Raw genomic sequence first — 23,986 nt, forward strand, 5'->3', positions numbered from 1 at the left:
GTTACCGCCGGTAATCTACGCACCGGTAACCCCGTCCGACCAGCCCCTGGGCCCCTTTTTCACCGAGGCTCCACGCCGTCGACACGAGCCGCGTCAGGCCGCTGCCGCCGCCGAGGGGACGTCGGAGCAGCCCCGGCAGCGGCCCGGGGCCGGGGCCCGGAAGGCCCGTTCGCAGCCGTCGCACGTCTGGAAGGGGGCCGGCCGCGCGACGGGCAGGGCGACCCGGGCGGGCGGCAGCGGGGGCGGGATCTGCTCCCGGAGGCGGTGCCCGAGGAGGCCGGCCGGGTACCGCAGGTCGGCGGGCAGGTCGGCGGCGAGCATGCGGCCCACGGCGTCCGGCTCGACGCCGCGCTCCAGCCACTGCGAGACGCCCGGCGCGAGCCGCTGGACGGCGCGCTGCGAGAGCAGCAGCCGGGGATCGTCGAGCCGCAGCCGCGCCAGCAGCTCGACGGCCTCCTGCCGCGCCGGTCCGGCGGGCTGGGCGGGCTCGTTGGGCTCTACGGGCTCCTCGGCGCGGGGCGGACGTACAGGGCGGGGTTCGGGGGTGGGGGCGGGCGCGGGGGCCGGGGCGGGGCGGGGCACGGGGGTCGGCGCGGGAGTCGGCTCCGGCCCTGGTCCGTCGTCCCGGGGCGGGAGCGGTGTGGGCTTCGGGCCGGCGGGGGTCAGGCCGCGCGGCTGGTTGTAGGACAGCGTGCGGGTGACGATCCGCCCGGTCTCCAGCCGGACGCGCACCCGCTCCAGGTAGCCGTGCTCCACCAACTCCCGCAGGGCCGAGGCGATCCGGATCTCCCCCTCGGGGAAGCGCCCGGCCAGCGCCTTGACGCCGATGGCTGTGCCCTCGGGCATCGACTGGATGTAGGTCGCGAGCCCGATCGCGGTCAGCGACATCTGGTGGTGCTGGGCGAGGTGGTTGCTCACGATGACGAAGTGTTCGGTGAGCCGCACGTTCACGTGGACGACACCGGATCGGACGAACCCGGCGCGAACGCGGGGCGAGGCGCACGGGGGCGCGCTAAGGTGTTTTGAAGCCATGGGAAGGGTTGAGGACTTCCTAGTTGGTCAGGCCCTCGTTCGGGATGCCAGTCCCGGCGGGGGCCGTCTCATGTCTGATGATGTGCGGAGCATATGCCTGCCAACCCCCTCGAAATCCACCCCAGTTGGCAGAGTTCACCCATGCGAGTGAGCGAACCCCTGCGGGGAGTGGGAGGGGTGGGTCGGTTGGTTCTTACCCCCGGTACTTAAAGCTTTGACGTCGCGCCCCACCGCATCGCGAAACCCCACGGCCCGGTCCCGCGAGCATTCGAAACCCCCGTAAACGGCCCTGCCCACCTAGGCTGTTCAGCGTCGAGCTGCACAACGAAGGGGCAAGGCCGTGTCAGTTGATGCTCCCCCCGACCCGTACGACAACCCCGTCGCTTTCGGGCAACGTGTCCAGATCTACCGCAACCGCCGTGGAATGACCCGCGAGCAATTGGCCGGACTCCTCGGCCACCATCCCTCCTGGGTCAAGAAGGTCGAGACCGGCGCCCTGCGGATGCCGCGACTGCCGGAGATCCTCCGCATCGCCGCAGTGCTGCGCGTGCGCCGCCTGAACGATCTCGTGGGCGACGTCGACGCCGAACCGCACACCGACCTGTTCCTCGGCCCCGGCCATGACAAGCTGCCGGCCGTCCGTGCCGCGTTGTCGGCCTACCCGACGGGTGCCCGTGAGGCACCCTCCGCCGCCTTCCTCCGGGCCGCACTGGACTCGGCGTGGGCCGCCCGGCACCAGGCCCCGAACCACCGTGCCGTCCTCGGCGCCCTGCTCCCCGGCCTGATCCGCGACGCACAGGCCATCGTCCGCCGGGCCGACTCCGCTGCCGAGCGGCGCGCGGCACTGGTGCTTCAGGCCGAGACGTTCTTCCTGACCCAGTTCTTCGTGGCGTACCAGCCGGACCCGGCCCTCCTCTGGCGCGTCGCGGAGCGCGGCATGGCCGCCGCGCAGGAATCCGAGGACCTGCACTCGATCGGTGTGGCCTCGTGGCTCGCGGCGCAGGCGCACCGCGACTCCGGGCCGGGCCACTACGACGAGGCCGACGACGTGGTGATGCAGGCACTGCGCCTGCTGGAGCCGGGACTGGCCGACGCCCCGCTCGACGTACGAGCCGTCACGGGGGCCCTGCGGGTGGAGGCCGGACTCACCGCGGCGAAGCGCCGCGACACGGGCACCGCATGGGGATGGTGGGACCGTGCGGGCGCCGTCGCCGGACACCTGCCCCCCGCGTACTTCCACCGCGTGACCTCCTTCGGCCGGCCCGTGATGGGTGCGCACGGCGTCACCGTCGCCGTCGAGCTGCGGGCTGGCGGCGAGTCCGTACGCCAGGCCGACCGAGCCGGGGCCGACGCCATCCCGTCCCGGCCGCGCCGGGCCCGGCACCGCATCGAGCAGGCGCGCGCCTACTACCTCGACGGCCGGCAGGAGACCGCGCTCGCCACCCTGGAACAGGCGCACGCGGCCGCACCGGAGACGATCCGCTACAACGGCTACGCCCGCTCGATCGTGCTGGAGGAAACGGCCTCCCGCATTCCGGCCCGCAGGCGCCGCGCCAGCCGACTGGCCGTGGAGATCGGTCTGCTGGCCGCGTAGGCAAAGGGGCCCGAACCGGGCCCCTCCCTCGCGCGCCGCGCCCCCACCCTTGTCACACCACCCGCTGACAACGGCAGGAGCACCAGCATGGACGTACGCGAGACCGGGCCGGCCGAGGGATTCGGGCACGTCGGCCACCCGCTGCTGCACGCACGGGTCCGCGACCCGCGGTCGGGGCGCGAGGGCGAGTTGATGGCCGTCGTCGAGGAGTGCGTCGGCACGGTCGCCGGAACTCCCCGGCACGCCCGGACCGCGTACGTCCGCGACGCGACCGGCGTCGAGTTCACCGCGGCCCCCGACACCCTGGTGCGGCTGTGAGCACCGCCGTCGGCAGGATCTGCGCCGTCTGCGACCGCCCCATCCGGACCGGCGGGGTCGAGTTCATCCGCCACTCCGCTTCCGGCGCCCGCCCCTCGGACTGGGCCCACGCCATCCGCGACCCGGGCTGCAAACCCGCCCGCCCGGCCGCCCGCTGACGCACCGCAGCCCCCGCCCGGACGGGGGCGGAGGCTGCGGTGGGTGTGCGTACCGGCGCGGGGCCGGCGGCGTACGGTCAGACGCTGACCGGGACCTTCTCCTCGGACGCGGCCGCCGCTTCGGCGGACGCGGCGGGCTCGGCCGCGGGGACCTCGTCCAGCGGGGAGGACGAGGCGGCGGCGTAGGCCGTGCGGTCCAGGATGCCCTCGCGGGCGGCGACGATGACCGGGACCACGGCCTGACCGGCCACGTTGGTGGCGGTCCGCATCATGTCCAGGATCGGGTCGATCGCCATCAGCAGGCCGACGCCGGCCAGCGGCAGGCCCAGCGTGGAGAGGGTCAGCGTCAGCATCACGGTCGCGCCGGTCAGACCGGCGGTGGCGGCGGAACCGACCACGGAGACGAACGCGATCAGCAGGTAGTCACCGATGCCCAGCGGCACGTCGAAGATCTGCGCGATGAAGATCGCGGCGAGCGCCGGGTAGATCGCGGCGCAGCCGTCCATCTTCGTGGTCGCGCCGAACGGGACGGCGAAGGACGCGTAGTTCTTCGGGACGCCGAGGCGCTCGGTGACCTTCTGGGTGACCGGCATCGTGCCGACCGAGGAGCGCGAGACGAAGGCCAGCTGGATCGCGGGCCAGGCGCCCTTGAAGAACTGGACCGGGTTGACCTTGGCGACCGTGGCCAGCAGCAGCGGGTACACGCCGAACAGCACGAGTGCGCAGCCGATGTAGACGTCCGCGGTGAAGACGGCGTACTTGCCGATCAGGTCCCAGCCGTAGCTGGCGATGGCGGTGCCGATGAGGCCGACCGTACCGATCGGGGCGAGCCGGATGACCCACCACAGGGCCTTCTGCAGCAGCTCCAGGACGGACTCGGCGAGCGTCAGCACCGGCTGCGCCTTCGCGCCGAGCTGGAGGGCGGCGATACCGGCGACGGCGGCGAGGAAGACGATCTGCAGGACGTTCAGCTCGGTGAACGGCGTGATGATGTCGTTCGGCACGATGCCGGTCAGGAAGTCGATCCACGAGCCGTGCCGCTTGGGCTCCTTGCCGTCGGCGGCGGTGAGACCGGTGCCCGAGCCGGGGTTGGTCAGCAGGCCGATCGCGAGGCCGATGGCGACCGCGATCAGCGAGGTGATCATGAACCAGAGCAGCGTGCGCGAGGCGAGGCGGGCGGCGTTGTTCACCTTCCGCAGGTTGGTGACCGACACAAGGATGGCGAAGAAGACGAGCGGGGCCACGGCCAGCTTGAGGAGCTGGACGAAGATGTCGCCGACCTTCTCCAGGGTGGTGGCCAGCCAGCCGATGTCCTGGCTGCGCGAGAGCCAGCCGAACAGGACGCCGAGCACGAGACCGGTGACGATCTGGGCCCAGAAGGGGAACTTGAACGAGCGGGAGGCCTTGACGGGGGCCTCGGGGGTCGCGGACACGGACACTCTCCGGAGGATGGTGGTGATGCGGTACGGCAGCCGAAGGTGGCCGGCCGGGACCGCTGCTGCATGCGGGGCTGGGTCAGCGACAGCAGCAACAGGCCGCGGACGCGCGGCGGCAGAGGTCTACGTGCAGGCGCGCCACGAGCAGGGTGCTCATGGCTTCGAAGGGCGCAACTGACGTCAACATGTTGAACACGCTAACACTTATCCTTTGAGAATCTCAAAGGACTGCTTTGAGCACCCATCAGCCGGAACCCCGCGGGACCGCCCCGAGACGCGCAAAAGCGCCCCGCCCGGGGTCGATCCCGGGCGGGGCGCTTCGATGCGAAAAGCGAGGGGGAGGGTCAGTGCGCGCGGGCGGCGTCGTCCGCCGCGTCCTCCTGCGCACGGTTCTCGGCGAGCCGCTCCTTCGCTCCGGCGACCCGGCCGGCGATCTGCTCGGACATCACGTCGCGCTGCTTGCGCAGCAGCACGAAGGAGAGCGGCGCGGAGAGCACCAGCGCGAGCAGCGCGACCCAGGCGAGGTTGGCGTCACCGAGCGAGGACGGCACCAGACCCACCTTGACCAGGGCGAGGACGACGACGAAGCAGCCCACGAAGATGGCCAGCCGCATCGTGGTGTAGCGGATCGTTGCGCTCGGCTTGAGGGACACGGTGACCCCTTCTCTCTGTCTACGTCGGTCTACGTCGCCGGTGAACGTCGGGTACGCCCCGACTTGCCCGTCCAGTGAAGCACGCCCGGCCCCGCCCCCCGCCCGCCGGGGCCCTTCAGCGCAGGGGCAACAGCATCGTGACGTCGTCGCGGTCGTCGCCCGGGGCGACCCGGATCGCGCCGGGCACGCGGCCGACCTCGCGGTATCCGCAGGAGGCGTAGAACCGCTCCAGGCCGAGCCCGCCGCGGCAGCCGAGCCGGATCGCGTCGATGCCGTCGATGGCGCGGGCCGCGTCTGCGACGGCCGCCATCAGCGCACGCCCGGCGCCCCGGCCCTGGAGGCCCGGCGCGACCATCACCGTGTAGGCCCAGAGCCAGTGCCGCATCAGGGCGTGCGAGTTCAGGGCGAGGAAAGCGGTCGCCGCCACCCGGCCCTCCTCGTCGTACCCGACGACCAGCCGGGTCCGGCCCTCCGCCATCGCGGCGAGGTGCCCCACGAGCGCGGGGCGGACCGTCTCGCGGGTGACGGGCGCCACGAAGCCCACGGCGCCCCCGGCGTTGGACACCTCGACCCACAGGTCGAGGATCTGCGCGTGCAGGTCGGCATCGACGGCCGGGTCGGCGGCGAAGGTGAGGGAAGCGGGGGTTGTAAGAGTCACGAGCGCAGACTAGCCATTACCCATACCGTCCGGCAACGGTGAAGGGCCCGTCCGGCAACGCCGGAAGGCCCCGGTCCGAGGGGACCAGGGCCTTCCCGTCAGCGCGTCGCGGCGGATCCCGTCAGCGCCTCGCGCCGGACCTCAGAGCCGCATCGCCTGCGGCTCGTCGCGCAGCCCCGCGTCCGGGCCCGGGTACTCACGGATGATCTCGTAGCGCGTGTTGCGCTCGACCGGACGGAAGCCCGCGTCCCGGATCAGCTCCAGCAGGTCATCGCGGCCCAGCTTGTTCGGCGTGCCGTAGTTGTCCGCGTCGTGCGTGATCTTGTACTCGACGACCGACCCGTCCATGTCGTCCGCGCCGTGCTGGAGCGCCAGCTGGGCGGTCTGCACACCGTGCATCACCCAGAAGACCTTGACGTGCGGGACGTTGTCGAAGAGCAGCCGCGAGACCGCGAAGGTCTTGAGCGCCTCGGCGCCGGTCGCCATCGTCGTGCGCGCCTGGAGCCTGTTGCGGACCTTGCCGTCCTTCATGTCCACGAAGTCGTGCTGGTAGCGCAGCGGGATGAAGACCTGGAAGCCGCCGGTCTCGTCCTGGAGTTCGCGCAGCCGCAGCACGTGGTCCACGCGGTGGCGCGGCTCCTCGATGTGCCCGTAGAGCATCGTGCACGGGGTCTTGAGACCCTTCTCGTGCGCGAGGCGGTGGATGCGCGACCAGTCCTCCCAGTGGGTGCGGTGGTCGACGATGTGCTGGCGGACCTCCCAGTCGAAGATCTCCGCGCCGCCGCCGGTGAGCGACTCCAGGCCGGCCTCGATCAGCTCGTCCAGGATCTCGGACGCCGTGAGACCGGAGATCGTCTCGAAGTGGTGGATCTCCGTCGCCGTGAACGCCTTCAGCGAGACGTTCGGCAGCGCCTTCTTCAGCTCGCTCAGCGATCGCGGGTAGTAGCGCCACGGCAGGTTGGGGTGCAGGCCGTTGACGATGTGCAGCTCGGTGAGGTTCTCGTTCTCCATGGTCTTGGCCAGGCGAACGGCTTCCTCGATGCGCATCGTGTACGCGTCCTTCTCGCCCGGCTTGCGCTGGAACGAGCAGTAGGCACAGGAGGCGGTGCAGACGTTCGTCATGTTGAGGTGACGGTTCACGTTGAAGTGCACCACGTCACCGTTCTTACGGGTGCGCACCTCGTGGGCGAGGCCACCGAGCCAGGCCAGATCGTCCGACTCGTAGAGGGCGATGCCGTCCTCACGCGTCAGCCGCTCGCCGGAGCGGACCTTCTCCTCCAGCTCGCGCTTGAGCCCAGCGTCCATGTGCCGGTCGCCTCCTGTGTCTGTCCTGCTTACGTGCGTACCTGTGCTGCGAAACCCCGACCCACCGTACTCTCAGTGCTCCTCCGGCAGTTCCCCGACCCGGTTCTCCCACTTGGTGGAGAGCACGATGGTGGTGCGGGTCCGGGAGACGCCCTTGGTGCCGGACAGCCTGCGGATGATCTTCTCCAGGCCGTCCACGTCGTTCGCGCGCACCTTGAGCATGAAGGAGTCGTCGCCCGCGATGAACCAGCAGTCCTCGATCTCCGCGAGGTCGCGCAGCCGCCGGGCCACGTCCTCGTGGTCGGCGGCGTCGGAGAGGGAGATGCCGATCAGCGCGGTGACGCCGAGGCCGAGCGAGGCGGCGTCGACGGTCGCGCGGTAGCCGGTGATCACACCGGCCGTCTCCAGCCGGTTGATCCGGTCGGTGACGCTGGGGCCGGAGAGGCCCACGAGCCGGCCCAGCTCCGCGTAGGAGGCACGCCCGTTCTCCCGCAGGGCCTGGATGAGCTGCCTGTCCACGGTGTCCATATACCTGGAGCCTTCCATTATTCGGCGATCCCGCAAGTTTACGTATAGAATCTAAGGCACACAGGGTCGACGCCCTGTGAATCTTTCAACAGATCAACGATGATCTGACAATCTTCAGGAGTGGTTCACCGTGTACACGATCGAGATGGCCTACGCGCAGATGCGACAGCTTCAGGAGCTGGCCAACCGATCCCGTGCCCACCAGCCCGCCGCCGCCCGGCGTGTCGACAAGACCCGCAAGGCGTTCGGCGCCAAGAAGCGCTAGTACCGGTCCAGCCGGGGCTGGTCCTCACCAGCACCGGGACCAGGAGCACGGGCCGCGCCCAGCTCCCCGTCCCAGCGGCGGTACAGCCGGTGCGGCACCCCTGCCGCGTCCAGCACCCGCCCCGCGACGAAGTCGGCCAGATCCTGGACGTGCGTCGCACCCGCGTAGAACGCCGGAGAGGCGGGCAGCACCACTGCGCCCGCCTCGTCCAGCGCCACCAGGGCCTTCAGCGTCTGACCGCTCAGCGGGGTCTCCCGCACCACGACCACCAGCCGGCGCCGCTCCTTGAGCGTGACGCTCGCCACCCGCTGGAGCAGGTCCTTCGACAGCCCCAGCGACACCCCCGCCACGCACGCCGTGGACGCGGGCACGATCAGCATCCCCTTGACCGGGTACGAGCCGGACGACGGCCCGGCCGCCAGGTCCCCGGCGTTCCAGTACCGCACCGCGTCCAGGCCGAAGCCCGCGAAGGTGCCCGGTTTCCCGTCGGCCCCCCGCTCCAGCCACTGCTCAAGGTCCGCGCGCCAGTGCGCGTCGCGGAAGGCGATCCCGGTCTCGTCCAGCAGTGTGAGCCGCGCGGACCGGCTGACCACCAGGTCCACGCTCTCCCCCGCCGCGAGCAGCCCCCGCAGCACGGACGCCGCGTACGGCGTACCGGACGCCCCCGAAACCCCGACCACCCAGGGGGTGCGCTTGCCGTCACTCATGCGTCCGAGCCTATCCGGGACTTAGGGGGTCAGCCCCCGCACCAGCAGGTCGCCCAGCGCGCACACGAACAGCGCGATCCCGATGAAGCCGTTGACGGTGAAGAAGGCCCGGTTCAGCCGCGACAGGTCCTTGGGGGTCACGATCGTGTGCTCGTAGCCGAAGGCGGCCACCACGACGACCATCCCGGCCCAGAAGAAGGCCCCCGCGCCGGTGGCGAGCGCGTACCAGACGAGCAGCCCGGTGGTCACGACGTGGCAGACCCGCGCCCCCCACAGCGCCGCCGGGATGCCGAAGCGCGCCGGGACGGACTTGACGCCCTCCGCCCGGTCGGCCGCCACGTCCTGGCAGCCGAAGATCAGGTCGAAGCCGCCGATCCACACCCCGACCGCCAGCCCGAGGACGACCGCGTCCCAGGACCACTCGCCGGTCACCGCCAGCCAGGCCCCGACCGGGCCCATCGCCTGGGACAGGCCCAGGATGGCGTGCGGGAAATTCGTGAACCGCTTGCCGTACGGGTACACCACCATCGGGACCACCGCGACGGGCGCCAGCGCCAGGCACAGCGGGTTCAGCAGCGCCGCCGCCCCGAGGAAGACGGCCAGCGCGATGCCCGCGCCGGTCCACGCGGAGCGCACCGAGACGGCGCCCGTGACGAGTTCGCGCCCGGCGGTGCGGGGGTTGCGGGCGTCGATCTCGCGGTCGATGATCCGGTTCGCGGCCATCGCGAAGGTGCGCAGGCCCACCATCGCGACGGTGACCAGCAGCAGCGTGACCCAGTGGACCTGCCGGTCCAGCTGGAACATCGCGGTGAGCGCGGCGATGTAGGCGAAGGGCAGCGCGAAGACCGAGTGCTCGATCATCACCAGGCGCAGGAACGCCTTCACCTTGCCGGTGGGCTGGGTCGCGGGGCCGGGTCCGACCACTCCGTCGGCGGTGGTCATCATGCGAGGCTGCTCCGGAAGTCTTCGAGGTCGGCCAGCAGCTCCGCGGTGGGCAGGGGGCCCAGTTCCAGCGTCTGCGGGCCCTGGTCGTGGCCCTCGGGCGGAGTGACCTTCGCGGTCAGCAGCCAGCCGTCGGCGCCCGCGGGGCGGGCGTCGAGGCGCAGGAAGCTCCCGGCCTCGGCGGTGAAGGACCCGCCGGCCGCGAGGGCCCGCTGGAGCTCCTCCGCGAAGCCGTCGGCTTCGGCGTCCCGCGCACCGGGCAGCTCGAAGCCGTCGCCCTCGCCGTCCACGTCGAGCATCAGCGCCCAGATGTTGCCGGGGCCCGCGAACTCCTCGGGCGACACACCGGCCTCCCGCGCGGCGAGCAGTACGCCCGGCTCGCTCGGGTCGATCTGTGGCCGTACGAGGGCCACGTAGGCGGCGTCGGTACCGATGAACAGTTCCGGTCCGCTCACTCCGATCGGGCTCACAGGCCGTACTCCTTCCAGCGGCGGTCCACGAGGGCGGCGGTCGCGGGGTCGGACTCGACCATGTCGGGCCAGCCCCCGTCCCGCGTGTACCCCTCCTCGGGGAGTTTCTTCGTCGCGTCGATGCCCGCCTTGCCGCCCCAGAACTGCTGGTAGGAGGCGTGGTCCAGGTGGTCCACCGGGCCCTCGACGACGGTCAGGTCGCGGGCGTAGTCCGTGTTGCCCAGCGCCCGCCAGGAGACCTCGTGCAGGTCGTGCACGTCGCAGTCGGCGTCCACCACGATGATCAGCTTGGTCAGCGACATCATGTGCGCGCCCCAGATGGCGTGCATGACCTTCTGCGCGTGCTTCGGGTACTTCTTGTCGATCGAGACGATCGCGCAGTTGTGGAAGCCGCCCGACTCCGGCAGGTGGTAGTCCACGATGTCCGGGATGATGATCTTGAGCAGCGGCAGGAAGAAGCGTTCCGTCGCGCGGCCCAGCGGACCGTCCTCGGTCGGCGGCCGGCCCACCACGATCGACTGGATCAGCGGGCGCTTGCGCATCGTCACGCAGTCGATCGTCAGGGCCGGGAAGGGCTCCTGCGGGGTGTAGAAACCGGTGTGGTCGCCGAAGGGGCCCTCCGGGAGCGTCTCCCCCGGCTCCAGCCAGCCCTCGATGACGACCTCGGCGTGCGCCGGGACCTGGAGCGGGACCGTCTTGCAGTCCACCATCTCGATCCGCTTGCCCGCGACGAACCCGGCGAAGAGGTACTCGTCGATGTCGCCCGGCAGCGGCGCGGTGGAGGCGTACGTCACGGCCGGCGGGCAGCCGAAGGCGATCGCGACCGGGAGCCGCTCGCCCTTCTTGGCGGCGACGGCGTAGTGGTTGCGGCTGTCCTTGTGGATCTGCCAGTGCATGCCGATGGTGCGCTTGTCGTGGCGCTGGAGGCGGTAGAGGCCGAGGTTGCGCACGCCCGTCTCGGGGTGCTTGGTGTGCGTGAGCCCCAGGTTGAAGAAGGAGCCGCCGTCCTTGGGCCAGGTGAAGAGGGCAGGGAGCCGGTCCAGGTCCACGTCGTCGCCGGTCAGGACGACCTCCTGGACGGGCGCGGACTCGCCCTTCACCTTCTTCGGCGGCACGTGCACCATCGAGCCGAGCTTGCCGAAGGCCTCGCGGACACCGATGAAGCCCTGCGGCAGCTCGGGCTTGAGCAGACCGCCGATCTTTTCGCTGATCTCGGCGTAGGACTTCAGGCCCAGCGCCTTGAGCAGGCGCCGGTCGGTGCCGAAGACGTTCATGGCCAGCGGCATCGCCGAGCCCTTGACGTTCTCGAAGAGCAGCGCGGGACCGCCCGCCTTGTTCACTCTGTCGACGATCTCCCCGACCTCCAGGTACGGGTCCACTTCGGCCTTGATGCGCTTGAGGTCGCCCTCCCGCTCCAGAGCCCGGAGCAGCGAGCGGAGATCGTCGTAAGCCATGCGACCCAGTATCGGCCACGGACTACCCTGGGAGGGTCACCGGGGCCCGACGCGGCCCCGCCACCGTCTTGGGGGTCTGGCTCTCACCGTGCTGCGCTATCTGCCGTTCCTGCTGATCATCGCGCTGACCATCTATGCCTTCATCGACTGCCTGAACACGCCCGAGGAAGAGGTCAAGCACCTCCCGAAGGTGGTCTGGGTGATCATCATCCTGCTGTTCTCCATCGTCGGCCCCGTCGTGTGGCTGTTCGCCGGGAAGAAGCGCTCCGCGATCGGCGGCGGCCGCGCGCGGCGCGCGCAGTGGGTCGCGCCGGACGACAATCCGGAGTTCCTGAAGTCCCTGCGCGAAGAGCAGGACAAGCAGGACCGGGGCGACCCCGACAAGGGCTGACCCCGGCGCTCCGCCCCCCCTGGCCGCACGCACGAGGGCCGGGCCCCCCGAGGGGGCCCGGCCCTTCGCCGTCCGTGCTGCCGGTGGCTACACGCCGCCGTAGGAGTGCTTGCCGTTGAGCAGGATGTTCACGCCGTAGTAGTTCCAGATCCAGCACGCGAAGGCGAAGAGCGCCAGATAGGCGGCCTTGCGGCCCTTCCAGCCGGCTGTGGCGCGCGCGTGCAGGTAGCAGGCGTAGGCGACCCAGGTGATGAAGGACCAGACCTCCTTGGGGTCCCAGCCCCAGTACCGGCCCCAGGCGTCGCTCGCCCAGATCGAGCCCGCGATGATCGTGAAGGTCCACAGCGGGAAGACCGCCGCGTTGATCCGGTACGAGAACTTGTCGAGCGAGGCCGCCGAGGGCAGCCGCTCCAGCACCGAGGTGCGCAGCGCGCCGGGCGTGCGGCCCGCGGCGAGGTGGCTCTCGTAGCTCTCGCGGAACAGGTAGAGGACCGTGCCCGCCGCGCCGATGTAGAAGACCGCGCCGCAGATGATCGCGGTGGAGACGTGGATCCACAGCCAGTACGAGTGCAGGGCCGGGACCAGCGCCGCGCTGTCGGTGTAGAGCCAGGTCGTGGCCACGCCGAGGTCCAGCAGGACCGTGGTGACCAGGATCAGGCCCATCCAGCGGACGTTCTTGCCCAGCGCCAGCAGCAGCAGGTACGCGCCCGCGGCCACCGTGGAGAAGGTGATCGAGAACTCGTACATGTTGCCCCAGGGGGCCCGCTGCACCGACAGGGCGCGGGCGACCACGCCGCCCGCCGCGAGCAGGAAGCCGAGGGCGGTCAGCGAGATCGCGATCCGGCCGTACAGGTCGCCCTGGACGGTGCCGCCGGCCGCGCCCGGGCCGTCCGGCACGTCGCGCGTGCCGGTGGCCGAGCGGGTGACGACCTGCGGCTTGTCGAGGACGGCGGTGCCGCCCGCCTTGGAGCGGACCTGGACGGCGGGGGCCTGGGCGGCGCCGGCCGTCAGCGCGTTGGCCGTACGGGCCACCTTGCTGCGGCTGCCGAAGGTCCACTCGGCGATGTGGGCGAAGAAGGCGAGCGTGTAGACCGCCATCGACGAATAGATCAGCACGTTGCTGGCGTGGGCCAGGCTCGTGTTGGTCGCGGCTGCTGCGAGCAGCGTCATCCGCGTTCTCCTTCAACGGTTGCTTCGACAGGGGTGGGGTCGGGGTCGGCGGCGGTGGGCGCCTGCTCGTTCAGCGTGGCGGCGAGGTCGGCCAGCTCCTCGGGAAGCCTGGCGGACTCGCTGCGGCCGAGGCCCGCCATCTCGACGACGGTCACGCCGTCCTCGCCGGTCACCGCGCGGACCCAGATCCGGCGGCGCTGGATGAACAGGGACGCGGCCAGGCCGAGGATGGCCGTCACCGCGCCCGCCAGCGCGTAGCCGGTGCCGGGCTCCTGGGAGATCTGGAAGGTCGCCCAGCGCTCGATGCCCTCGAACTTCACGGTGCCCGCGCCGTCGGGGAGCGTCATCGTCTCGCCGGGCAGCATCAGCTGGGAGAACGGATCGCCGTTCTCCTTCTTGAACTGCTGCATCTTGGCCGTGTCCAGCTGGTACACGTTCTGCGGCAGCCCCGAGTCCACGCCCAGGCTGCCGTGCCAGGCGTTCAGCGCCAGGACCGGGAAGTCGGCGGCGGGGAACTGCGAGGCCATCGTGCCCTGGCCCTTGCCCGCGAAGGTCGGCACGAAGCGGGCGTTGAAGCCCAGCTGCTCCTTCTTGCCGTTCTTGTCCTGGTAGCCGTCGGTGACCTTGACGGCTCCGGCGGAGGTCAGGTTCGCGTCCTGCGGCAGCATCGGCACGGCGTCCCGGAAGACGACCTTGCCCGAGGGGTCGGTCACCGAGAGGACCGGCGCGTAGCCGTGGCCCAGCAGGTAGACCTTGGAGCCCTCGACGTCGAGCGGCTTGTTGACCTCGATCTCGGTCTTCGTCGGGGTGCCGTGCGCGCCCTTGCTGTAGGTGACGTACGCCTTGAACTCGCGCGGGGTGCCCTTCTGCGGGCCGCTCTTCTCGTACTCGGCGTCGAACTGGTCCAGGGTGAAGCTGAAGGGCGGCAGGTCGTCGGAGCTGAAGAGGCTGCCGGACTTGAAGTCGTCGTACTGGGTGAGGGTGTTCGAGAAGCCCTTGCCGCGCAGGACGAGCTTGCCGCCCTCGGACTTGAGCAGCTGGCCCGTGGCGAAGGCCACCAGCATCACGATCAGGGCGATGTGGAAGGCCAGGTTCCCGGCCTCGCGCAGATAGCCCTTCTCGGCGGCGACCGCGCTCCCGGCGGTGTCGGCGTCCGTACGGAAACGGCGCCCGCCGAGGACCTCCTTCGCGTACGAGAGGACCTCCTCCGGGGCCGCCTCGGTGCGCCAGGTCGTGTAGGCGGGGAGCCGGTCCAGGCGCCGGGGGGCGCGCGGCGGGCGGCCGCGGAGCTGGCCGACGAACTGCCAGGTGCGCGGGACGATGCAGCCGATCAGCGACACGAACAGCAGGATGTAGATCGCGGAGAACCACACCGAGCTGTAGACGTCGAAGAGCTGGAGCTTCTCGGCGGCCGGCACCCAGAACCCGTGCTTGCCCTTCCAGATCTCGACCTTCATCGGGTCGACCCGGTTCTGCGGGATCAGCGAGCCGGGGATCGAGCCGAGGGACAGCAGGAAGAGCAGGATCAGCGCGACCCGCATGGAGGTGAGCTGGCGCCAGAACCAGCGGGCCCAGCCGAGCACGCCGATGCCGACGGCGGGACCGCCGGCCGGCGGGTCCTCCAGCGGCGCCGTGGACAGCTGGGCCGCCGCGGCGGCGTCGGTGACCTCGGCGGCGGCTTCCGCGGCGTCGGTGACTTCGGCGGCGGCTTCCGCGGCGGCGTGGTCGGGGTCCGGCGCCTCGGTGGGCGCCTTGTCGGTCGTACTCATGTGCGTGTAGTCCTCAGATCCCCACCGTGAAGCCCTGTGTCCAGCTCTGCATGTCGCTGACGATGGTGTCCCACCAACCTGTGACGAGCAGCAGACCGGTCAGGATCAGCATGCCGCCGCCGATGCGCATCACCCAGGCGTAGTGCCGCTTCACCCAGCCGAACGCGCCGAGCGCCTTGCGGAAGGCGATCGCGGCCAGGATGAAGGGCACGCCGAGGCCCAGACAGTACGCGGTGGTCAGCAGTGCTCCGCGCCCGGCGCTCGCCTCGTTCAGGGAGAGCGTGTTCACGGCGGCGAGGGTCGGGCCCATGCAGGGCGTCCAGCCGATGCCGAAGAGGACACCGAGGACGGGCGCGCCGATCAGGCCCCCGGTGGGCTTCTTGTGGAAGCGGAACTCCCGCATCGTCAGACCCGGGATCAGGCCCATGAAGAAGAGCCCCATGAGGATGACCACACCGCCCAGCACCCGCGAGATCACGGCCCGGTGGTCCTGGAGGACGTCGCCGAAGTAGCCGAAGAGGGCGCCGGTGGAGACGAAGACGGCGGTGAAGCCGAGGATGAACAGGCTCGCCCCGGCCAGCATCCGGCCGCGCCGGGCCTCCGCCATGTCGGCGCCGGTGACGCCGGTGACGTAGGAGAGGTAGCCGGGGACGAGCGGCAGCACGCACGGGGAGAAGAAGGAGACGAGCCCGGCGAGTACGGCGATGGGCAGCGCCAGCAGCAGGGCTCCGCCGAGAACGGTCTCGTTCACGGCGCTCACTTCTCCGCGAGGAGCGGGTCGATCATCTTGCGCAGCTGGTCCTCGTTGACCGCGACCAGGGTGCGGGCGGCGATCCTGCCCTGCTTGTCGAGGACGATCGTGGAGGGGATCGACTGCGCGTTGAGCGTGCCCTTGGGGAAGCGGAGCATCAGCTTCCCGTCGGGGTCGTAGAGGCTCGGGTAGCCGATGCCGAAGTTCTGCTCGAAGGAGGCCGCGTTCTGCTTGCTGTTGTCGCGGGTGTTGATCCCGACGAAGGCGACGTCCTTGCCCGCGTCGGCCAGCTCCTTGGAGACCTTGGCGAAGTAGGGGGCCTCGGCGCGGCAGGGCGGGCACCAGGAGCCCCAGACGTTGAGGACGACGACCTTCCCCTTGAGGGTGGTCGTATCCAGCGTCTTGCCGTCGACCGTCTCGCCGTCGAGCTTGGGGGCGTCGTCGCGCTCGCCCTGGGCGACGGTGGAGATGCCGCCCGGGCCGGTGACGTAGTTGCCCCCGGCGGAACCGGTGGACTTGCCGCCGCCCGCCCCGTCCCCGCAGGCGCTCAGGGTGAGGGCGCCCGCGACGGCCACGGCGGTCAGCAGGGCGGCGCGACCGCTGGTCGAGCGGCGGCGACTACGACGGACACGCGCGCGGCTAAGGCTCATGTGAAAAGTTTCGCATGAGCGAATTGTGGATCTTGCGCGGCCCCCGGCGGGGCGGCACGGGCTCGGGGAGGGAACGGTCAGGGCGTGACCGGAACCCGGTCAGGCGGCGGTCAGGAAGGTCTTCCAGCCGCCCGTCGGGGGCTGCCCGGGGGCGAGGCCGCGCAGTTTCGCCAGCACCTTGGGGTCCTGGACGTCGAGCCAGTCCGTGAACTGACGGAACGATACGAGACGTACATCACTTTTGTCCGCCATCGATTTGAGCGCTTCCTCGACGGCGTCCATGTAGATGCCGCCGTTCCAGTCCTCGAAGTGGTTGCCGATGAAGAGCGGCGCGCGGTTGGTCTCGTAGGCCCGCCGGAAGCCGCCCTGATAGGCGGCCGTCGCCTGGCTGCGCCAGGCCGGGTAGTTGGACGGGACGCCCCGGGTGCTGCTCTTCGACTGGTTGGCGAGGATGTTGTAGTCCATCGAGAGCACCTCGAAGGAGTGCCCGGGGAAGGGCATGGACTGCAGCGGCAGGTCCCACACGCTCCCCTTCTTCTCCGGCCACTGCTGGAGGCCGCCGGGCGAGCTGGCGTCGTAGCGCCAGCCGAGCTTCTCGGCGGTGGGCAGCAGCCGGTCCTGGCCGAGCAGGCACGGCGTACGCGCGCCGACCAGCTCCTTCGCGTAGTCGAAGGGCAGCGGTTCGAGGTCGGTGAAGCCGGTGTGGGTGCGCCACTTCGTGACGAAGGACACGGCCTGGTCGATCTCGCTCTGCCAGTCCTGCGCGCTCCAGTGGGCGACCGAGCCGGAGCCGCCGCAGAAGTGCCCGTTGAAGTGGGTGCCGATCTCGTGGCCGTCGAGCCAGGCCTGGCGGACGTACTTCAGGGTGTTGCGGACGTTCTCGTCCTTGAGGTAGCCGATGTCCGAGGCGCCGACGGGATTGTTGGGCGGCCGGTAGAGGTCCCGCTTCGACTCGGGGAGCAGGTAGATCCCGGAGAGGAAGAAGGTCATGGCCGCGTGGTGGTCCTTGGCGAGCTTGAGGAAGCGCGGGAAGAGGCCGTTGCCGATCTCGCCCGCGCCGTCCCAGCTGAAGACGACGAACTGCGGCGGGGTCTCGCCGGGCTGGAGCGGAACGGGCTTCGGGGGCTGGTGGGGCTGCGGCCCGGTATCGGCGGTGGACCCGTCGCCGATCGGCCTGACCGGATGCGCCGCGCCGCCGCTCGGGGCGGGCCCGGCCTCACCGGGCCCGGCCCCCATCCGGGCGTCCCCGGAACCGGCGCCCCCGCTACACCCCGCGACCCCCACCAGGGCCGCCGCCCCGAGCCCGGCCCCAAGTCCGAGCCCGAGCGCGCTCCTTCGGCTGACCTCACGCATGTCCGCTCACCTCGCTGATGGAATGTCGTATAAACGGACATTCCACCGGAGACTGATCCCGCGCACGGCGACGGCGCGTCGACTTGTATGAAATTAGCCCAACCCATGGCCAATCTTGACGATCACGGGGGGCGGGGGCGGTCCCGCGCGGGCGGCGGTGGCGGGGGCGCGCGGCGTGCGGCGGGGGCGGCGCCCGCCCGGCGTGGGCCGGGGGGCGGAGGTGCGCGGCGTGGGGCGGCGCCCGCCCGGCCCGGGCGTGGGCCGGACGGGCCGGGGCCGGGGGGCCGGGGGTCGGGCGGAGGCCGACGCCTACCCGGCCCGAGCGTGCGCGGCGGTCGGGGGTCGGGCGGAGGCCGACGCTTGCCCGGCCCGAGCGTGCGCGGCGGGGGCTGCGTCCGCCCGGGCCCGGACCTGAGCCGGGGGCAGGGGTGCGCATGGGCGGAGGTGCGCTGGGGGCGGCGGTGCGCGGTGTGCGGCGGGGGCGGCGCCCTCCCGGCGTGCGCCGGGGGCGGGGGCGGGGGTGCGCTGGGGGCGGCGTGCGCCGGGGGCGGGCCACACAGGTGCCGGGGCGCGGCGGGCGTTCGCCGTGCCGCCGCGGGCACCGGGATGCGGTCGGGTACCCGGCCGTCAGGTCGGCATCGCCCGGCCCGGGCGTGGGCCGGTGGCGGGGTGCGCCGGTGGTGTCCGTGGGCCGGGGCGAGCGCCCGGCGGGCCTGGCCGCCCGGCGGGGGCCGATGTGCGCCCCGGGCGGAGGCCGGCGCACGCCCGACCGGCGGGCGCGGGTGCCCGGCCGGGGGCAGGCACACACGCCCTGGGTCAGGCGCCACCGCGGGACCGGGCACCCGCACCCGCGCGGCACGGGTCGGGCCCCGCCTGACGGGGATCCGTCCCACCCGGGCCGGGATCCGGCACCTGGGGCAGGCATACGCCGGGACGGGCACCCGCCCAGCGGGTGTCGGGCACTTGCCCCAGCAGCGGTACGTCGCCCGCCGGGCGGTGTTGGCCGCCATCGGGACGGCTCGGCTACCCGGCCGTCAGGTCGGCACCCGCCCGGGGGCAGACGCGCCGGGCCCGCACGGAACGGACCTGGCCCCCGGCCGGGGTCAGGCACCCACCGGCGGACCGGTCCCCCGCCCGGCGGGGAGTCGAGTACCCGCCCGGCAGAACGGACAGGCGGACAGACACCTGCACGGGACGGGACGGGCCCCCACGGGACGGGCCGCAGGCCGGGGCCAGCCACTCGCAGAGGGTCGGGCCCCCCGCTCAGCGGGAGCCGAGTACCACCCGGCAGATCGGAGGGCAAGCACCCACTGGCAGGGCGACAGGCCCACCCGGCAGGGGGACGGGCACCCACCGGAAGGGGGACCGGCACCTCCCGCCAAGGGACGGGCACCCACCCGGCCGGGACCGGCACCCGCCCCGGCCAGGGGACCGGCACTCTCCCGCCAAGGGACCGGCACCCACCCGGCCGGGGGACGGGCACAGACCGGCAGGGGCACGGGCACCGCCCGCCAAGGGACCGGCACCCACCCGGCCGGGGGCAGGGTCAGGCCCCGAAGGCCTTGGACCCGCCCTTCACCGGCTTCGCGCCCGCCAGCAGATGCGCCGGGACCAGGTCGCGGGCCGGCTCGCTGTAGCCCACCGACACGATCTTGTCCCCCTGGTACGTGAACGACGTCAGCGAGGCCAGCGTGCACTGCCGGCGCCGCGGGTCGTGCCACAGCCTGCGCTTCTCGGCGAAGCTGCGCACGATCCAGATCGGCAGCTGGTGGCTCACGCACACCGCCTCGTGACCACGCGCCGCGTCGCGCGCCGCGTCCAGCGCGCTCATCATCCGGACGACCTGCTCGACGTACGGCTCGCCCCAGGACGGCTGGAACGGGTTCGTCAGGTGCTTCCAGTTCGCCGGCTTGCGCAGCGCACCGTCGCCGACGCCGAAGGTCTTGCCCTCGAAGACGTTCGCCGCCTCGATCAGCCGGTCGTCGGTCGCCAGGTCCAGGCTGTGTGCCTTGGCGATCGGGGCCGCCGTCTCCTGCGCGCGCTCCAGCGGGGAGGACACGACATGGGTGATGTCGCGGTTCTCCAGGTGCTCGGCGACCCGCTCGGCCATCTGCCGGCCCAGCTCGGAGAGGTGGTAGCCGGCGCGGCGCCCGTACAGGACCCCGTCCGGATTGTGCACCTCTCCGTGGCGCATCAGGTGGACGACGGTGATGTCGCTGCTGCTCATGCGGTGCCCTCCGGGGTGGCCTCGGCGGCGGCGCGGGCGGCGGCGGGCAGCGCGGCCGCGATGCGCTCGATCGCGCGCTCGTCGTGGGCGGTGGAGACGAACCAGGACTCGAAGGACGAGGGCGGCAGGTAGACGCCCTGCTCCAGCATCGAGTGGAAGAAGCCGGTGAAGCGGAAGCTCTCCTGCTTCTTGGCGTCGTCGTAGTTCCTGACCTCGTCCTCGGTGAAGAAGACGGAGAACATGTTGGACGCGGTCTGCAGCCGGTGGGCCACGCCCTCCTTGCGGAGCGCGCCCGTCACCAGCCCCTGGATCTCGGCCGACACGGCGTCGACCTTCGCGTACGCCGCGTCGTCCAGCAGGCGCAGCTGCGCGAGACCCGCGGCCGTCGCGATCGGGTTCCCCGACAGGGTGCCCGCCTGGTAGACGGGGCCGACCGGGGCCAGGTGCCCCATCACGTCGGCGCGCCCGCCGAAGGCCGCGGCCGGGAAGCCGCCGCCCATGACCTTGCCGAAGGTCATCAGGTCGGGCGCGACCCCGTCCACGCCGAACCAGCCGGCGCGGGAGGTACGGAAGCCGGTCATGACCTCGTCGGAGATGTACAGCGCGCCGTTCGCGCGGCACAGATCCGCCAGGCCCTGGTTGAACCCCTCGCCGGGGGTCACCACGCCCATGTTGCCGGGCGCGGCCTCGGTGATCACGCAGGCGATCTCACCGGGGTGCGCGGCGAAGGCGGCACGGACCGCTTCGAGGTCGTTGTAGGGCAGGACGATCGTGTCGCCGGCCTGCGCGCCCGTCACACCGGGGGTGTCGGGCAGCGCGAAGGTCGCGAGGCCCGATCCGGCGGCGGCGAGGAGCGCGTCCACGTGGCCGTGGTAGCAGCCCGCGAACTTCACGATCTTGGCCCGGCCGGTGAAACCGCGGGCCAGCCGGATCGCGGACATGGTGGCCTCCGTACCGGAGGACACCAGGCGCACCTGCTCGACGGGCGCGATCCGCCCGACGATCTCCTCGGCGAGCGCGACCTCGCCCTCGCCGGGGGTGCCGAAGGACGTGCCGCGGGCGACCGCGGCCTGCACGGCCTCGATCACGGCGGGGTGGGAATGGCCGAGGATCATCGGCCCCCACGAGCAGACCAGGTCGACGTACTCGCGGCCATCGGCATCGGTGAGGTACGGACCGGTACCGGACACCATGAACCGGGGCGTTCCCCCCACGGCGCGGAACGCACGCACGGGAGAGTTCACGCCGCCGGGGGTCACGAGGGACGCGCGGTCAAACAGGTTCTGCGAGACTGGGGCTTCATACGGATACGGGTAGCTCACACCAGCCATGGTCTCAGAGGCCGCGACTGACTTGCGGGCGGGCGTTTCACCGCGCCGCCGCGGGGGAGGTCACTGCCATGATGATCAGGCCGCGTGGCGGGGGTCACGGGGCCGGGGCAGGCAAGACCAGTCGGGTGGAGATATGCAACGCGGTGGCGGACCGGGCGAGGGTACGGACGGCCTGGGGCCCGAGCGTGCCCGCGAAGCCCGCGACGCTTCCCGTGAGGCCCGGCGCCGGGGCAGGCACCGCCGCCGCGGCGCGGATGCGGTGGACGGCGTACCGTCCGCCCCGAGCGCGGTACCGGGAGGTCGCGGCATGGGCGTGACCTACAAGTACTTCGGCGCCCCGGACGGCGCCACGGCGGCCCGGGTCCCGATCTCGATGCGGCCCGAGGAGCTGGGCGGCGACGAACTGGGCATGGGCGGCCTGTTCAGCAAGATCAAACCGGAGACGGTGGCCGCGATGGTCCTCACCGGCATCGAGGGCATACCCCTGCACAAGGTCCCGCCGCTGGAGCTGGTGGTCCTGCACCCCGACTACGCGGTGGTCAAACTGCCGATGACGGTGGTCGACCCGCTGCGCGGCATCGGCGAGGAGTCCGTCGGCGCGGCGGCCTTCATCTGGTCCACGGTCCCCGACCGCGGCGGCCCGCGCGACGCGTTCAACGTCTACCAGCTCCTGCACGAGTGGCAGGACTTCTCCCACCGCCTCCACGAAGCGGGCCACCAGCCGTACTGCCTGGTCTGGCCCTGACCGTACTGCCTTGCGGCCGATGTGCGGCCGGTGTGCGGTTGTTGCGCGGTTGTCGTGCTGCCGATGTGTGGCCCGTGTGCCGCCGGTGCGCTTCCTTCCGGTTCCGGCCATGCCATAGGTCCGAGTCCCGGACAGCGGGGAGGAATTCCTTTTACCCTCCTCTACATGGAAATATCGCTGCGTCTGACCCCTTGGTCCCAGGAGGACTTCGGGTTGCTGCTGCGGGCCAACGAGCCCGAGATGACCAAGTACTTGGGGGGACCCGAGTCCGAGGAGCAACTGGCCGACCGCCAGCGCCGTTACGTCGCCCTGAGTGACCGGGAGCCCGCCGCCGGGCGGATGTTCCGGGTCAGCCTGACGGAAAACGGCGAAACCGTCGGTTCCGTGGGCTTCTGGCCCCGCGAATGGCGGGACGAGGACGTGTACGAGACCGGCTGGGCCGTCTTCCCCGAGCACCAGGGCCGCGGCCTCGCGGTGGCGGCGGTCACCGAACTCCTCGCGTACGTCGGCCGGCACGGCTCCCGCCGCTTCGTGCACGCCTTCCCGAGCACCGACCACGCCGCCTCCCACGCGGTATGCCGCCGCGCGGGCTTCGAGTCGCTCGGTGACGTGAACTTCGAATACCCGCCGGGCATCTTCCACCCGAGCCACGACTGGCGCTACACCCTGCCCGCCTGACGGGCGGCGCCCCGGGAGCCCGTGGTGCCGTAGGGCCGCCCGGGGCGCCGGCTCCGTGATCTCCGATGGCGCGCGATGATGGGCAGCGGCGCGTCCGCGCCGCGGGAGAAGGGTGACCGGGTGGCCGGGGACGGGCAGATCACGACGGCCGGGGAGGCGGCGAACGACCCGCTGGTGCTGGCGTTCGGCCGGCTTCAGGGGGCCGCGAACCGGCTGGAGTACATCCTGGGGCGCGCACTTGAGGAGGAGTGCGGGATCAGCCACCTGATGTTCGAGGTGCTGCTGATCCTGGGCCGGGCCGGAGCACCGGGGATGTCGATGCGGGACGTGGCGCAGGAGCGGGTCCTGACCACCGGTGGAGTGACCCGGCTGGTGGACCGGATGGAGGCGGCCGGCCTGGTGGACCGGCAGGACAACCCGCAGGACCGCCGGGGACGGCTGCTCACCCTGACGCCGCTCGGGGAGGAGACCGTGGTGCGGGCCGCCCGCCTGCACGCGGAGAACGTACGACGGCTGCTGCTGGACCCGCTGCCCGCGGAGCACCGCGAACGGTTCGCGGCCGACCTGCGGACGGTGAGCCTGGCGGCGCGCGACGCGCTGCCCCGCCTGCGCTGAGTGTCCCCGGCGGGACGAGCGGCAGGGGGAGCGGTTGAAGGGGTGCTCCCGCAGGGAAATATCTGACGGGTCAGTTACTGTTGTGTCAGGTGAATGGCTCGCGGACAGCGGGCCCGCAACCGGGAGGCACACCCTCATGAAGCTCGTCTACGTCTTCGACGCCTACTGCGGCTGGTCCTACGGTTTCGCGCCGACCCTTGCCGCGCTCGTGCGCCGTCACCCCGATCTGGACGTCGAGGTGGTCTCCGGCGGCCTGTTCACCGGTGCGCGCCGGGTACCCATCGGGGAGTTCGGATACGTCCAGGGCGCCAACGCCGAGATCAGCGAGCTGACCGGGGTGCGGTTCGGGTCCGGGTACGCACGGCTGATCGCGGACGGCTCGTTCGTGATGGACTCCGAGGCCGCCGCCCGGGGCACGGCCGCGTTGCGGCAGGCCGCTCCCGACCGCATCGTGGAGCTGGCTGCCGCGCTCCAGCACGCGTTCTACGCGGACGGCCTGAGCCTGTCCGACCCGGGCACCTACCGCGCGCTCGCCGGGGCACACGGCCTGGACGCCGACGCCCTCGCGACGGCGTTCGCCTCGCCGGAAGCGGCCGCCGCCGCGCAGGGCGACTTCACCCGCACCGCCGAACTGGGCGTACGGGGCTTCCCCACCCTGCTGGCCGTCGAGGGCGAGCGGGTCGTGCCGCTGGCGACCGGCCACGCCACCGTCGAGGAGATCGAGCAGCGCCTGACCGCCCTCGGCACGGCGTCCTGACACCTCCTTCCCCGCCGCTCCCCGAGCCC

Annotated in this window: 27 protein-coding genes; 9 read left to right on the forward strand and 18 right to left on the reverse strand. The window is 71.8% G+C overall.

Features of this window, described 5'->3' with window-relative positions; translation table 11 throughout:
• Nucleotides 1-93: 93 nt before the first annotated feature.
• On the reverse strand, nt 94-951 hold the full coding sequence (locus AC0693_RS29185; protein ID WP_478803306.1) for a helix-turn-helix domain-containing protein: 858 nt from the start codon (nt 949-951) through the stop codon (nt 94-96).
• 421 nt (nt 952-1,372) lie between these two features.
• On the opposite strand from AC0693_RS29185, the gene AC0693_RS29190 reads away from it, so the two are divergent.
• The 3 genes from AC0693_RS29190 (at nt 1,373) to AC0693_RS29200 (ending at nt 3,102) form a co-directional block, all read left to right on the forward strand.
• Nucleotides 1,373-2,626 carry a helix-turn-helix domain-containing protein gene (locus tag AC0693_RS29190; protein WP_469334294.1) on the forward strand — a complete coding sequence of 418 codons (1,254 nt, stop codon included), beginning with the start codon at nt 1,373-1,375 and terminating at the stop codon, nt 2,624-2,626.
• Nucleotides 2,627-2,713: 87 nt separating this feature from the next.
• A complete protein-coding gene (locus AC0693_RS29195) occupies nt 2,714-2,944 on the forward strand; it encodes a hypothetical protein (RefSeq protein ID WP_356411619.1) in 231 nt (76 codons plus the stop codon).
• Entirely contained in the window at nt 2,941-3,102 is a 162-nt protein-coding gene (locus AC0693_RS29200; RefSeq protein WP_469318121.1) for a hypothetical protein, read from the forward strand. The genes AC0693_RS29195 and AC0693_RS29200 overlap by 4 nt, the downstream gene beginning before the upstream one ends.
• A 77-nt stretch (nt 3,103-3,179) precedes the next feature.
• Here the strand turns inward: AC0693_RS29200 and AC0693_RS29205 are convergent, their stop codons facing one another.
• The 6 genes from AC0693_RS29205 to AC0693_RS29230 form a co-directional block, all read right to left on the reverse strand.
• A complete protein-coding gene (locus AC0693_RS29205; RefSeq protein ID WP_478803307.1) occupies nt 3,180-4,541 on the reverse strand; it encodes a dicarboxylate/amino acid:cation symporter in 1,362 nt (453 codons plus the stop codon).
• Between the two features lie 76 nt (nt 4,542-4,617).
• Nucleotides 4,618-4,695, reverse strand: coding sequence for a putative leader peptide (locus tag AC0693_RS29210; protein ID WP_330335068.1), 78 nt, complete (start codon nt 4,693-4,695; stop codon nt 4,618-4,620).
• 187 nt (nt 4,696-4,882) lie between these two features.
• Entirely contained in the window at nt 4,883-5,191 is a 309-nt protein-coding gene (locus AC0693_RS29215; RefSeq protein ID WP_469318119.1) for a DUF4229 domain-containing protein, read from the reverse strand.
• Nucleotides 5,192-5,306: 115 nt separating this feature from the next.
• Nucleotides 5,307-5,849 carry a GNAT family N-acetyltransferase gene (locus AC0693_RS29220; RefSeq protein ID WP_469318118.1) on the reverse strand — a complete coding sequence of 181 codons (543 nt, stop codon included), beginning with the start codon at nt 5,847-5,849 and terminating at the stop codon, nt 5,307-5,309.
• Between the two features lie 141 nt (nt 5,850-5,990).
• Nucleotides 5,991-7,154: an aminofutalosine synthase MqnE gene (gene mqnE, locus AC0693_RS29225; protein ID WP_478740346.1), complete on the reverse strand. Its 1,164-nt coding sequence runs from the start codon at nt 7,152-7,154 to the stop codon at nt 5,991-5,993.
• A 72-nt stretch (nt 7,155-7,226) separates the two neighbouring features.
• On the reverse strand, nt 7,227-7,682 hold the full coding sequence (locus AC0693_RS29230; protein ID WP_330331057.1) for an Lrp/AsnC family transcriptional regulator: 456 nt from the start codon (nt 7,680-7,682) through the stop codon (nt 7,227-7,229).
• Between the two features lie 130 nt (nt 7,683-7,812).
• On the opposite strand from AC0693_RS29230, the gene AC0693_RS29235 reads away from it, so the two are divergent.
• A complete protein-coding gene (locus tag AC0693_RS29235) occupies nt 7,813-7,947 on the forward strand; it encodes a hypothetical protein (RefSeq protein WP_356411773.1) in 135 nt (44 codons plus the stop codon).
• On the opposite strand, the gene AC0693_RS29240 is transcribed toward AC0693_RS29235, so the two are convergent.
• From AC0693_RS29240 to AC0693_RS29255, 4 genes are read right to left on the reverse strand one after another with little or no spacing between them, the layout of a single operon-like run.
• Nucleotides 7,944-8,654, reverse strand: coding sequence for a UbiX family flavin prenyltransferase (locus AC0693_RS29240; RefSeq protein WP_478803308.1), 711 nt, complete (start codon nt 8,652-8,654; stop codon nt 7,944-7,946). The genes AC0693_RS29235 and AC0693_RS29240 overlap by 4 nt on opposite strands.
• A 21-nt stretch (nt 8,655-8,675) precedes the next feature.
• Nucleotides 8,676-9,596, reverse strand: a complete 921-nt coding sequence (mqnP, locus tag AC0693_RS29245) for a menaquinone biosynthesis prenyltransferase MqnP (protein WP_478803345.1) — start codon at nt 9,594-9,596, stop codon at nt 8,676-8,678.
• Entirely contained in the window at nt 9,596-10,066 is a 471-nt protein-coding gene (locus tag AC0693_RS29250) for a hypothetical protein (RefSeq protein ID WP_469334302.1), read from the reverse strand. Before AC0693_RS29250 ends, mqnP begins: the two co-directional genes overlap by 1 nt.
• Nucleotides 10,063-11,520, reverse strand: a complete 1,458-nt coding sequence (locus tag AC0693_RS29255) for a menaquinone biosynthesis decarboxylase (RefSeq protein WP_356411593.1) — start codon at nt 11,518-11,520, stop codon at nt 10,063-10,065. Before AC0693_RS29255 ends, AC0693_RS29250 begins: the two co-directional genes overlap by 4 nt.
• Before the next feature lie 88 nt (nt 11,521-11,608).
• Here AC0693_RS29255 and AC0693_RS29260 point away from each other — a divergent pair, with 88 nt between their 5' ends.
• The gene (locus AC0693_RS29260) at nt 11,609-11,911 is read left to right on the forward strand and encodes a PLD nuclease N-terminal domain-containing protein (RefSeq protein ID WP_478740349.1); all 303 of its coding nucleotides are present in this window, start codon (nt 11,609-11,611) and stop codon (nt 11,909-11,911) included.
• Nucleotides 11,912-11,998: 87 nt separating this feature from the next.
• On the opposite strand, the gene ccsB is transcribed toward AC0693_RS29260, so the two are convergent.
• The 7 genes from ccsB to hemL all read right to left on the reverse strand — a co-directional run bounded on the left by ccsB (nt 11,999) and on the right by hemL (nt 21,162).
• Entirely contained in the window at nt 11,999-13,075 is a 1,077-nt protein-coding gene (gene ccsB / locus AC0693_RS29265) for a c-type cytochrome biogenesis protein CcsB (protein ID WP_469318258.1), read from the reverse strand.
• Nucleotides 13,076-13,077: 2 nt separating this feature from the next.
• Nucleotides 13,078-14,850: a cytochrome c biogenesis protein ResB gene (gene resB, locus AC0693_RS29270; RefSeq protein ID WP_478803309.1), complete on the reverse strand. Its 1,773-nt coding sequence runs from the start codon at nt 14,848-14,850 to the stop codon at nt 13,078-13,080.
• 13 nt (nt 14,851-14,863) lie between these two features.
• The gene (locus AC0693_RS29275; protein WP_468471708.1) at nt 14,864-15,610 is read right to left on the reverse strand and encodes a cytochrome c biogenesis CcdA family protein; all 747 of its coding nucleotides are present in this window, start codon (nt 15,608-15,610) and stop codon (nt 14,864-14,866) included.
• Nucleotides 15,607-16,251 carry a TlpA family protein disulfide reductase gene (locus tag AC0693_RS29280; protein ID WP_356411581.1) on the reverse strand — a complete coding sequence of 215 codons (645 nt, stop codon included), beginning with the start codon at nt 16,249-16,251 and terminating at the stop codon, nt 15,607-15,609. Before AC0693_RS29280 ends, AC0693_RS29275 begins: the two co-directional genes overlap by 4 nt.
• A gap of 99 nt (nt 16,252-16,350) precedes the next feature.
• Entirely contained in the window at nt 16,351-17,604 is a 1,254-nt protein-coding gene (locus tag AC0693_RS29285; RefSeq protein WP_468471705.1) for a polysaccharide deacetylase family protein, read from the reverse strand.
• Between the two features lie 1,546 nt (nt 17,605-19,150).
• A complete protein-coding gene (locus AC0693_RS29290; protein ID WP_356411577.1) occupies nt 19,151-19,831 on the reverse strand; it encodes a histidine phosphatase family protein in 681 nt (226 codons plus the stop codon).
• The gene (hemL, locus tag AC0693_RS29295) at nt 19,828-21,162 is read right to left on the reverse strand and encodes a glutamate-1-semialdehyde 2,1-aminomutase (protein WP_356411574.1); all 1,335 of its coding nucleotides are present in this window, start codon (nt 21,160-21,162) and stop codon (nt 19,828-19,830) included. Before hemL ends, AC0693_RS29290 begins: the two co-directional genes overlap by 4 nt.
• A 133-nt stretch (nt 21,163-21,295) precedes the next feature.
• Here hemL and AC0693_RS29300 point away from each other — a divergent pair, with 133 nt between their 5' ends.
• The 4 genes from AC0693_RS29300 (at nt 21,296) to AC0693_RS29315 (ending at nt 23,957) form a co-directional block, all read left to right on the forward strand.
• The gene (locus tag AC0693_RS29300; protein WP_468471702.1) at nt 21,296-21,907 is read left to right on the forward strand and encodes a hypothetical protein; all 612 of its coding nucleotides are present in this window, start codon (nt 21,296-21,298) and stop codon (nt 21,905-21,907) included.
• Nucleotides 21,908-22,072: 165 nt separating this feature from the next.
• A complete protein-coding gene (locus tag AC0693_RS29305) occupies nt 22,073-22,585 on the forward strand; it encodes a GNAT family N-acetyltransferase (RefSeq protein WP_468471700.1) in 513 nt (170 codons plus the stop codon).
• A gap of 78 nt (nt 22,586-22,663) precedes the next feature.
• Nucleotides 22,664-23,200, forward strand: coding sequence for a MarR family winged helix-turn-helix transcriptional regulator (locus AC0693_RS29310; RefSeq protein WP_356411750.1), 537 nt, complete (start codon nt 22,664-22,666; stop codon nt 23,198-23,200).
• A 136-nt stretch (nt 23,201-23,336) separates the two neighbouring features.
• A complete protein-coding gene (locus tag AC0693_RS29315; RefSeq protein WP_478803310.1) occupies nt 23,337-23,957 on the forward strand; it encodes a DsbA family protein in 621 nt (206 codons plus the stop codon).
• The last annotated feature ends 29 nt before the right edge of the window (nt 23,958-23,986 follow it).

The sequence above is a fragment of the Streptomyces sp. NPDC043876 genome (assembly GCF_056435825.1).

Bases quoted from the DNA above. Each gene is read 5' to 3' on its own strand.
- AC0693_RS29240 (WP_478803308.1), bottom strand. From the start codon at position 8,654: ATGAGTGACGGCAAGCGCACCCCCTGGGTGGTCGGGGTTTCGGGGGCG.
- mqnE (WP_478740346.1), bottom strand. From the start codon at position 7,154: ATGGACGCTGGGCTCAAGCGCGAGCTGGAGGAGAAGGTCCGCTCCGGC.
- AC0693_RS29255 (WP_356411593.1), bottom strand. From the start codon at position 11,520: ATGGCTTACGACGATCTCCGCTCGCTGCTCCGGGCTCTGGAGCGGGAG.
- AC0693_RS29280 (WP_356411581.1), bottom strand. From the start codon at position 16,251: ATGAGCCTTAGCCGCGCGCGTGTCCGTCGTAGTCGCCGCCGCTCGACC.
- AC0693_RS29230 (WP_330331057.1), bottom strand. From the start codon at position 7,682: ATGGACACCGTGGACAGGCAGCTCATCCAGGCCCTGCGGGAGAACGGG.
- AC0693_RS29315 (WP_478803310.1), top strand. From the start codon at position 23,337: ATGAAGCTCGTCTACGTCTTCGACGCCTACTGCGGCTGGTCCTACGGT.
- AC0693_RS29285 (WP_468471705.1), bottom strand. From the start codon at position 17,604: ATGCGTGAGGTCAGCCGAAGGAGCGCGCTCGGGCTCGGACTTGGGGCC.
- hemL (WP_356411574.1), bottom strand. From the start codon at position 21,162: ATGGCTGGTGTGAGCTACCCGTATCCGTATGAAGCCCCAGTCTCGCAG.
- resB (WP_478803309.1), bottom strand. From the start codon at position 14,850: ATGAGTACGACCGACAAGGCGCCCACCGAGGCGCCGGACCCCGACCAC.
- AC0693_RS29305 (WP_468471700.1), top strand. From the start codon at position 22,073: ATGGAAATATCGCTGCGTCTGACCCCTTGGTCCCAGGAGGACTTCGGG.
- AC0693_RS29310 (WP_356411750.1), top strand. From the start codon at position 22,664: ATGGGCAGCGGCGCGTCCGCGCCGCGGGAGAAGGGTGACCGGGTGGCC.
- AC0693_RS29195 (WP_356411619.1), top strand. From the start codon at position 2,714: ATGGACGTACGCGAGACCGGGCCGGCCGAGGGATTCGGGCACGTCGGC.
- mqnP (WP_478803345.1), bottom strand. From the start codon at position 9,596: ATGACCACCGCCGACGGAGTGGTCGGACCCGGCCCCGCGACCCAGCCC.
- AC0693_RS29300 (WP_468471702.1), top strand. From the start codon at position 21,296: ATGCAACGCGGTGGCGGACCGGGCGAGGGTACGGACGGCCTGGGGCCC.
- AC0693_RS29210 (WP_330335068.1), bottom strand. From the start codon at position 4,695: ATGAGCACCCTGCTCGTGGCGCGCCTGCACGTAGACCTCTGCCGCCGC.
- AC0693_RS29290 (WP_356411577.1), bottom strand. From the start codon at position 19,831: ATGAGCAGCAGCGACATCACCGTCGTCCACCTGATGCGCCACGGAGAG.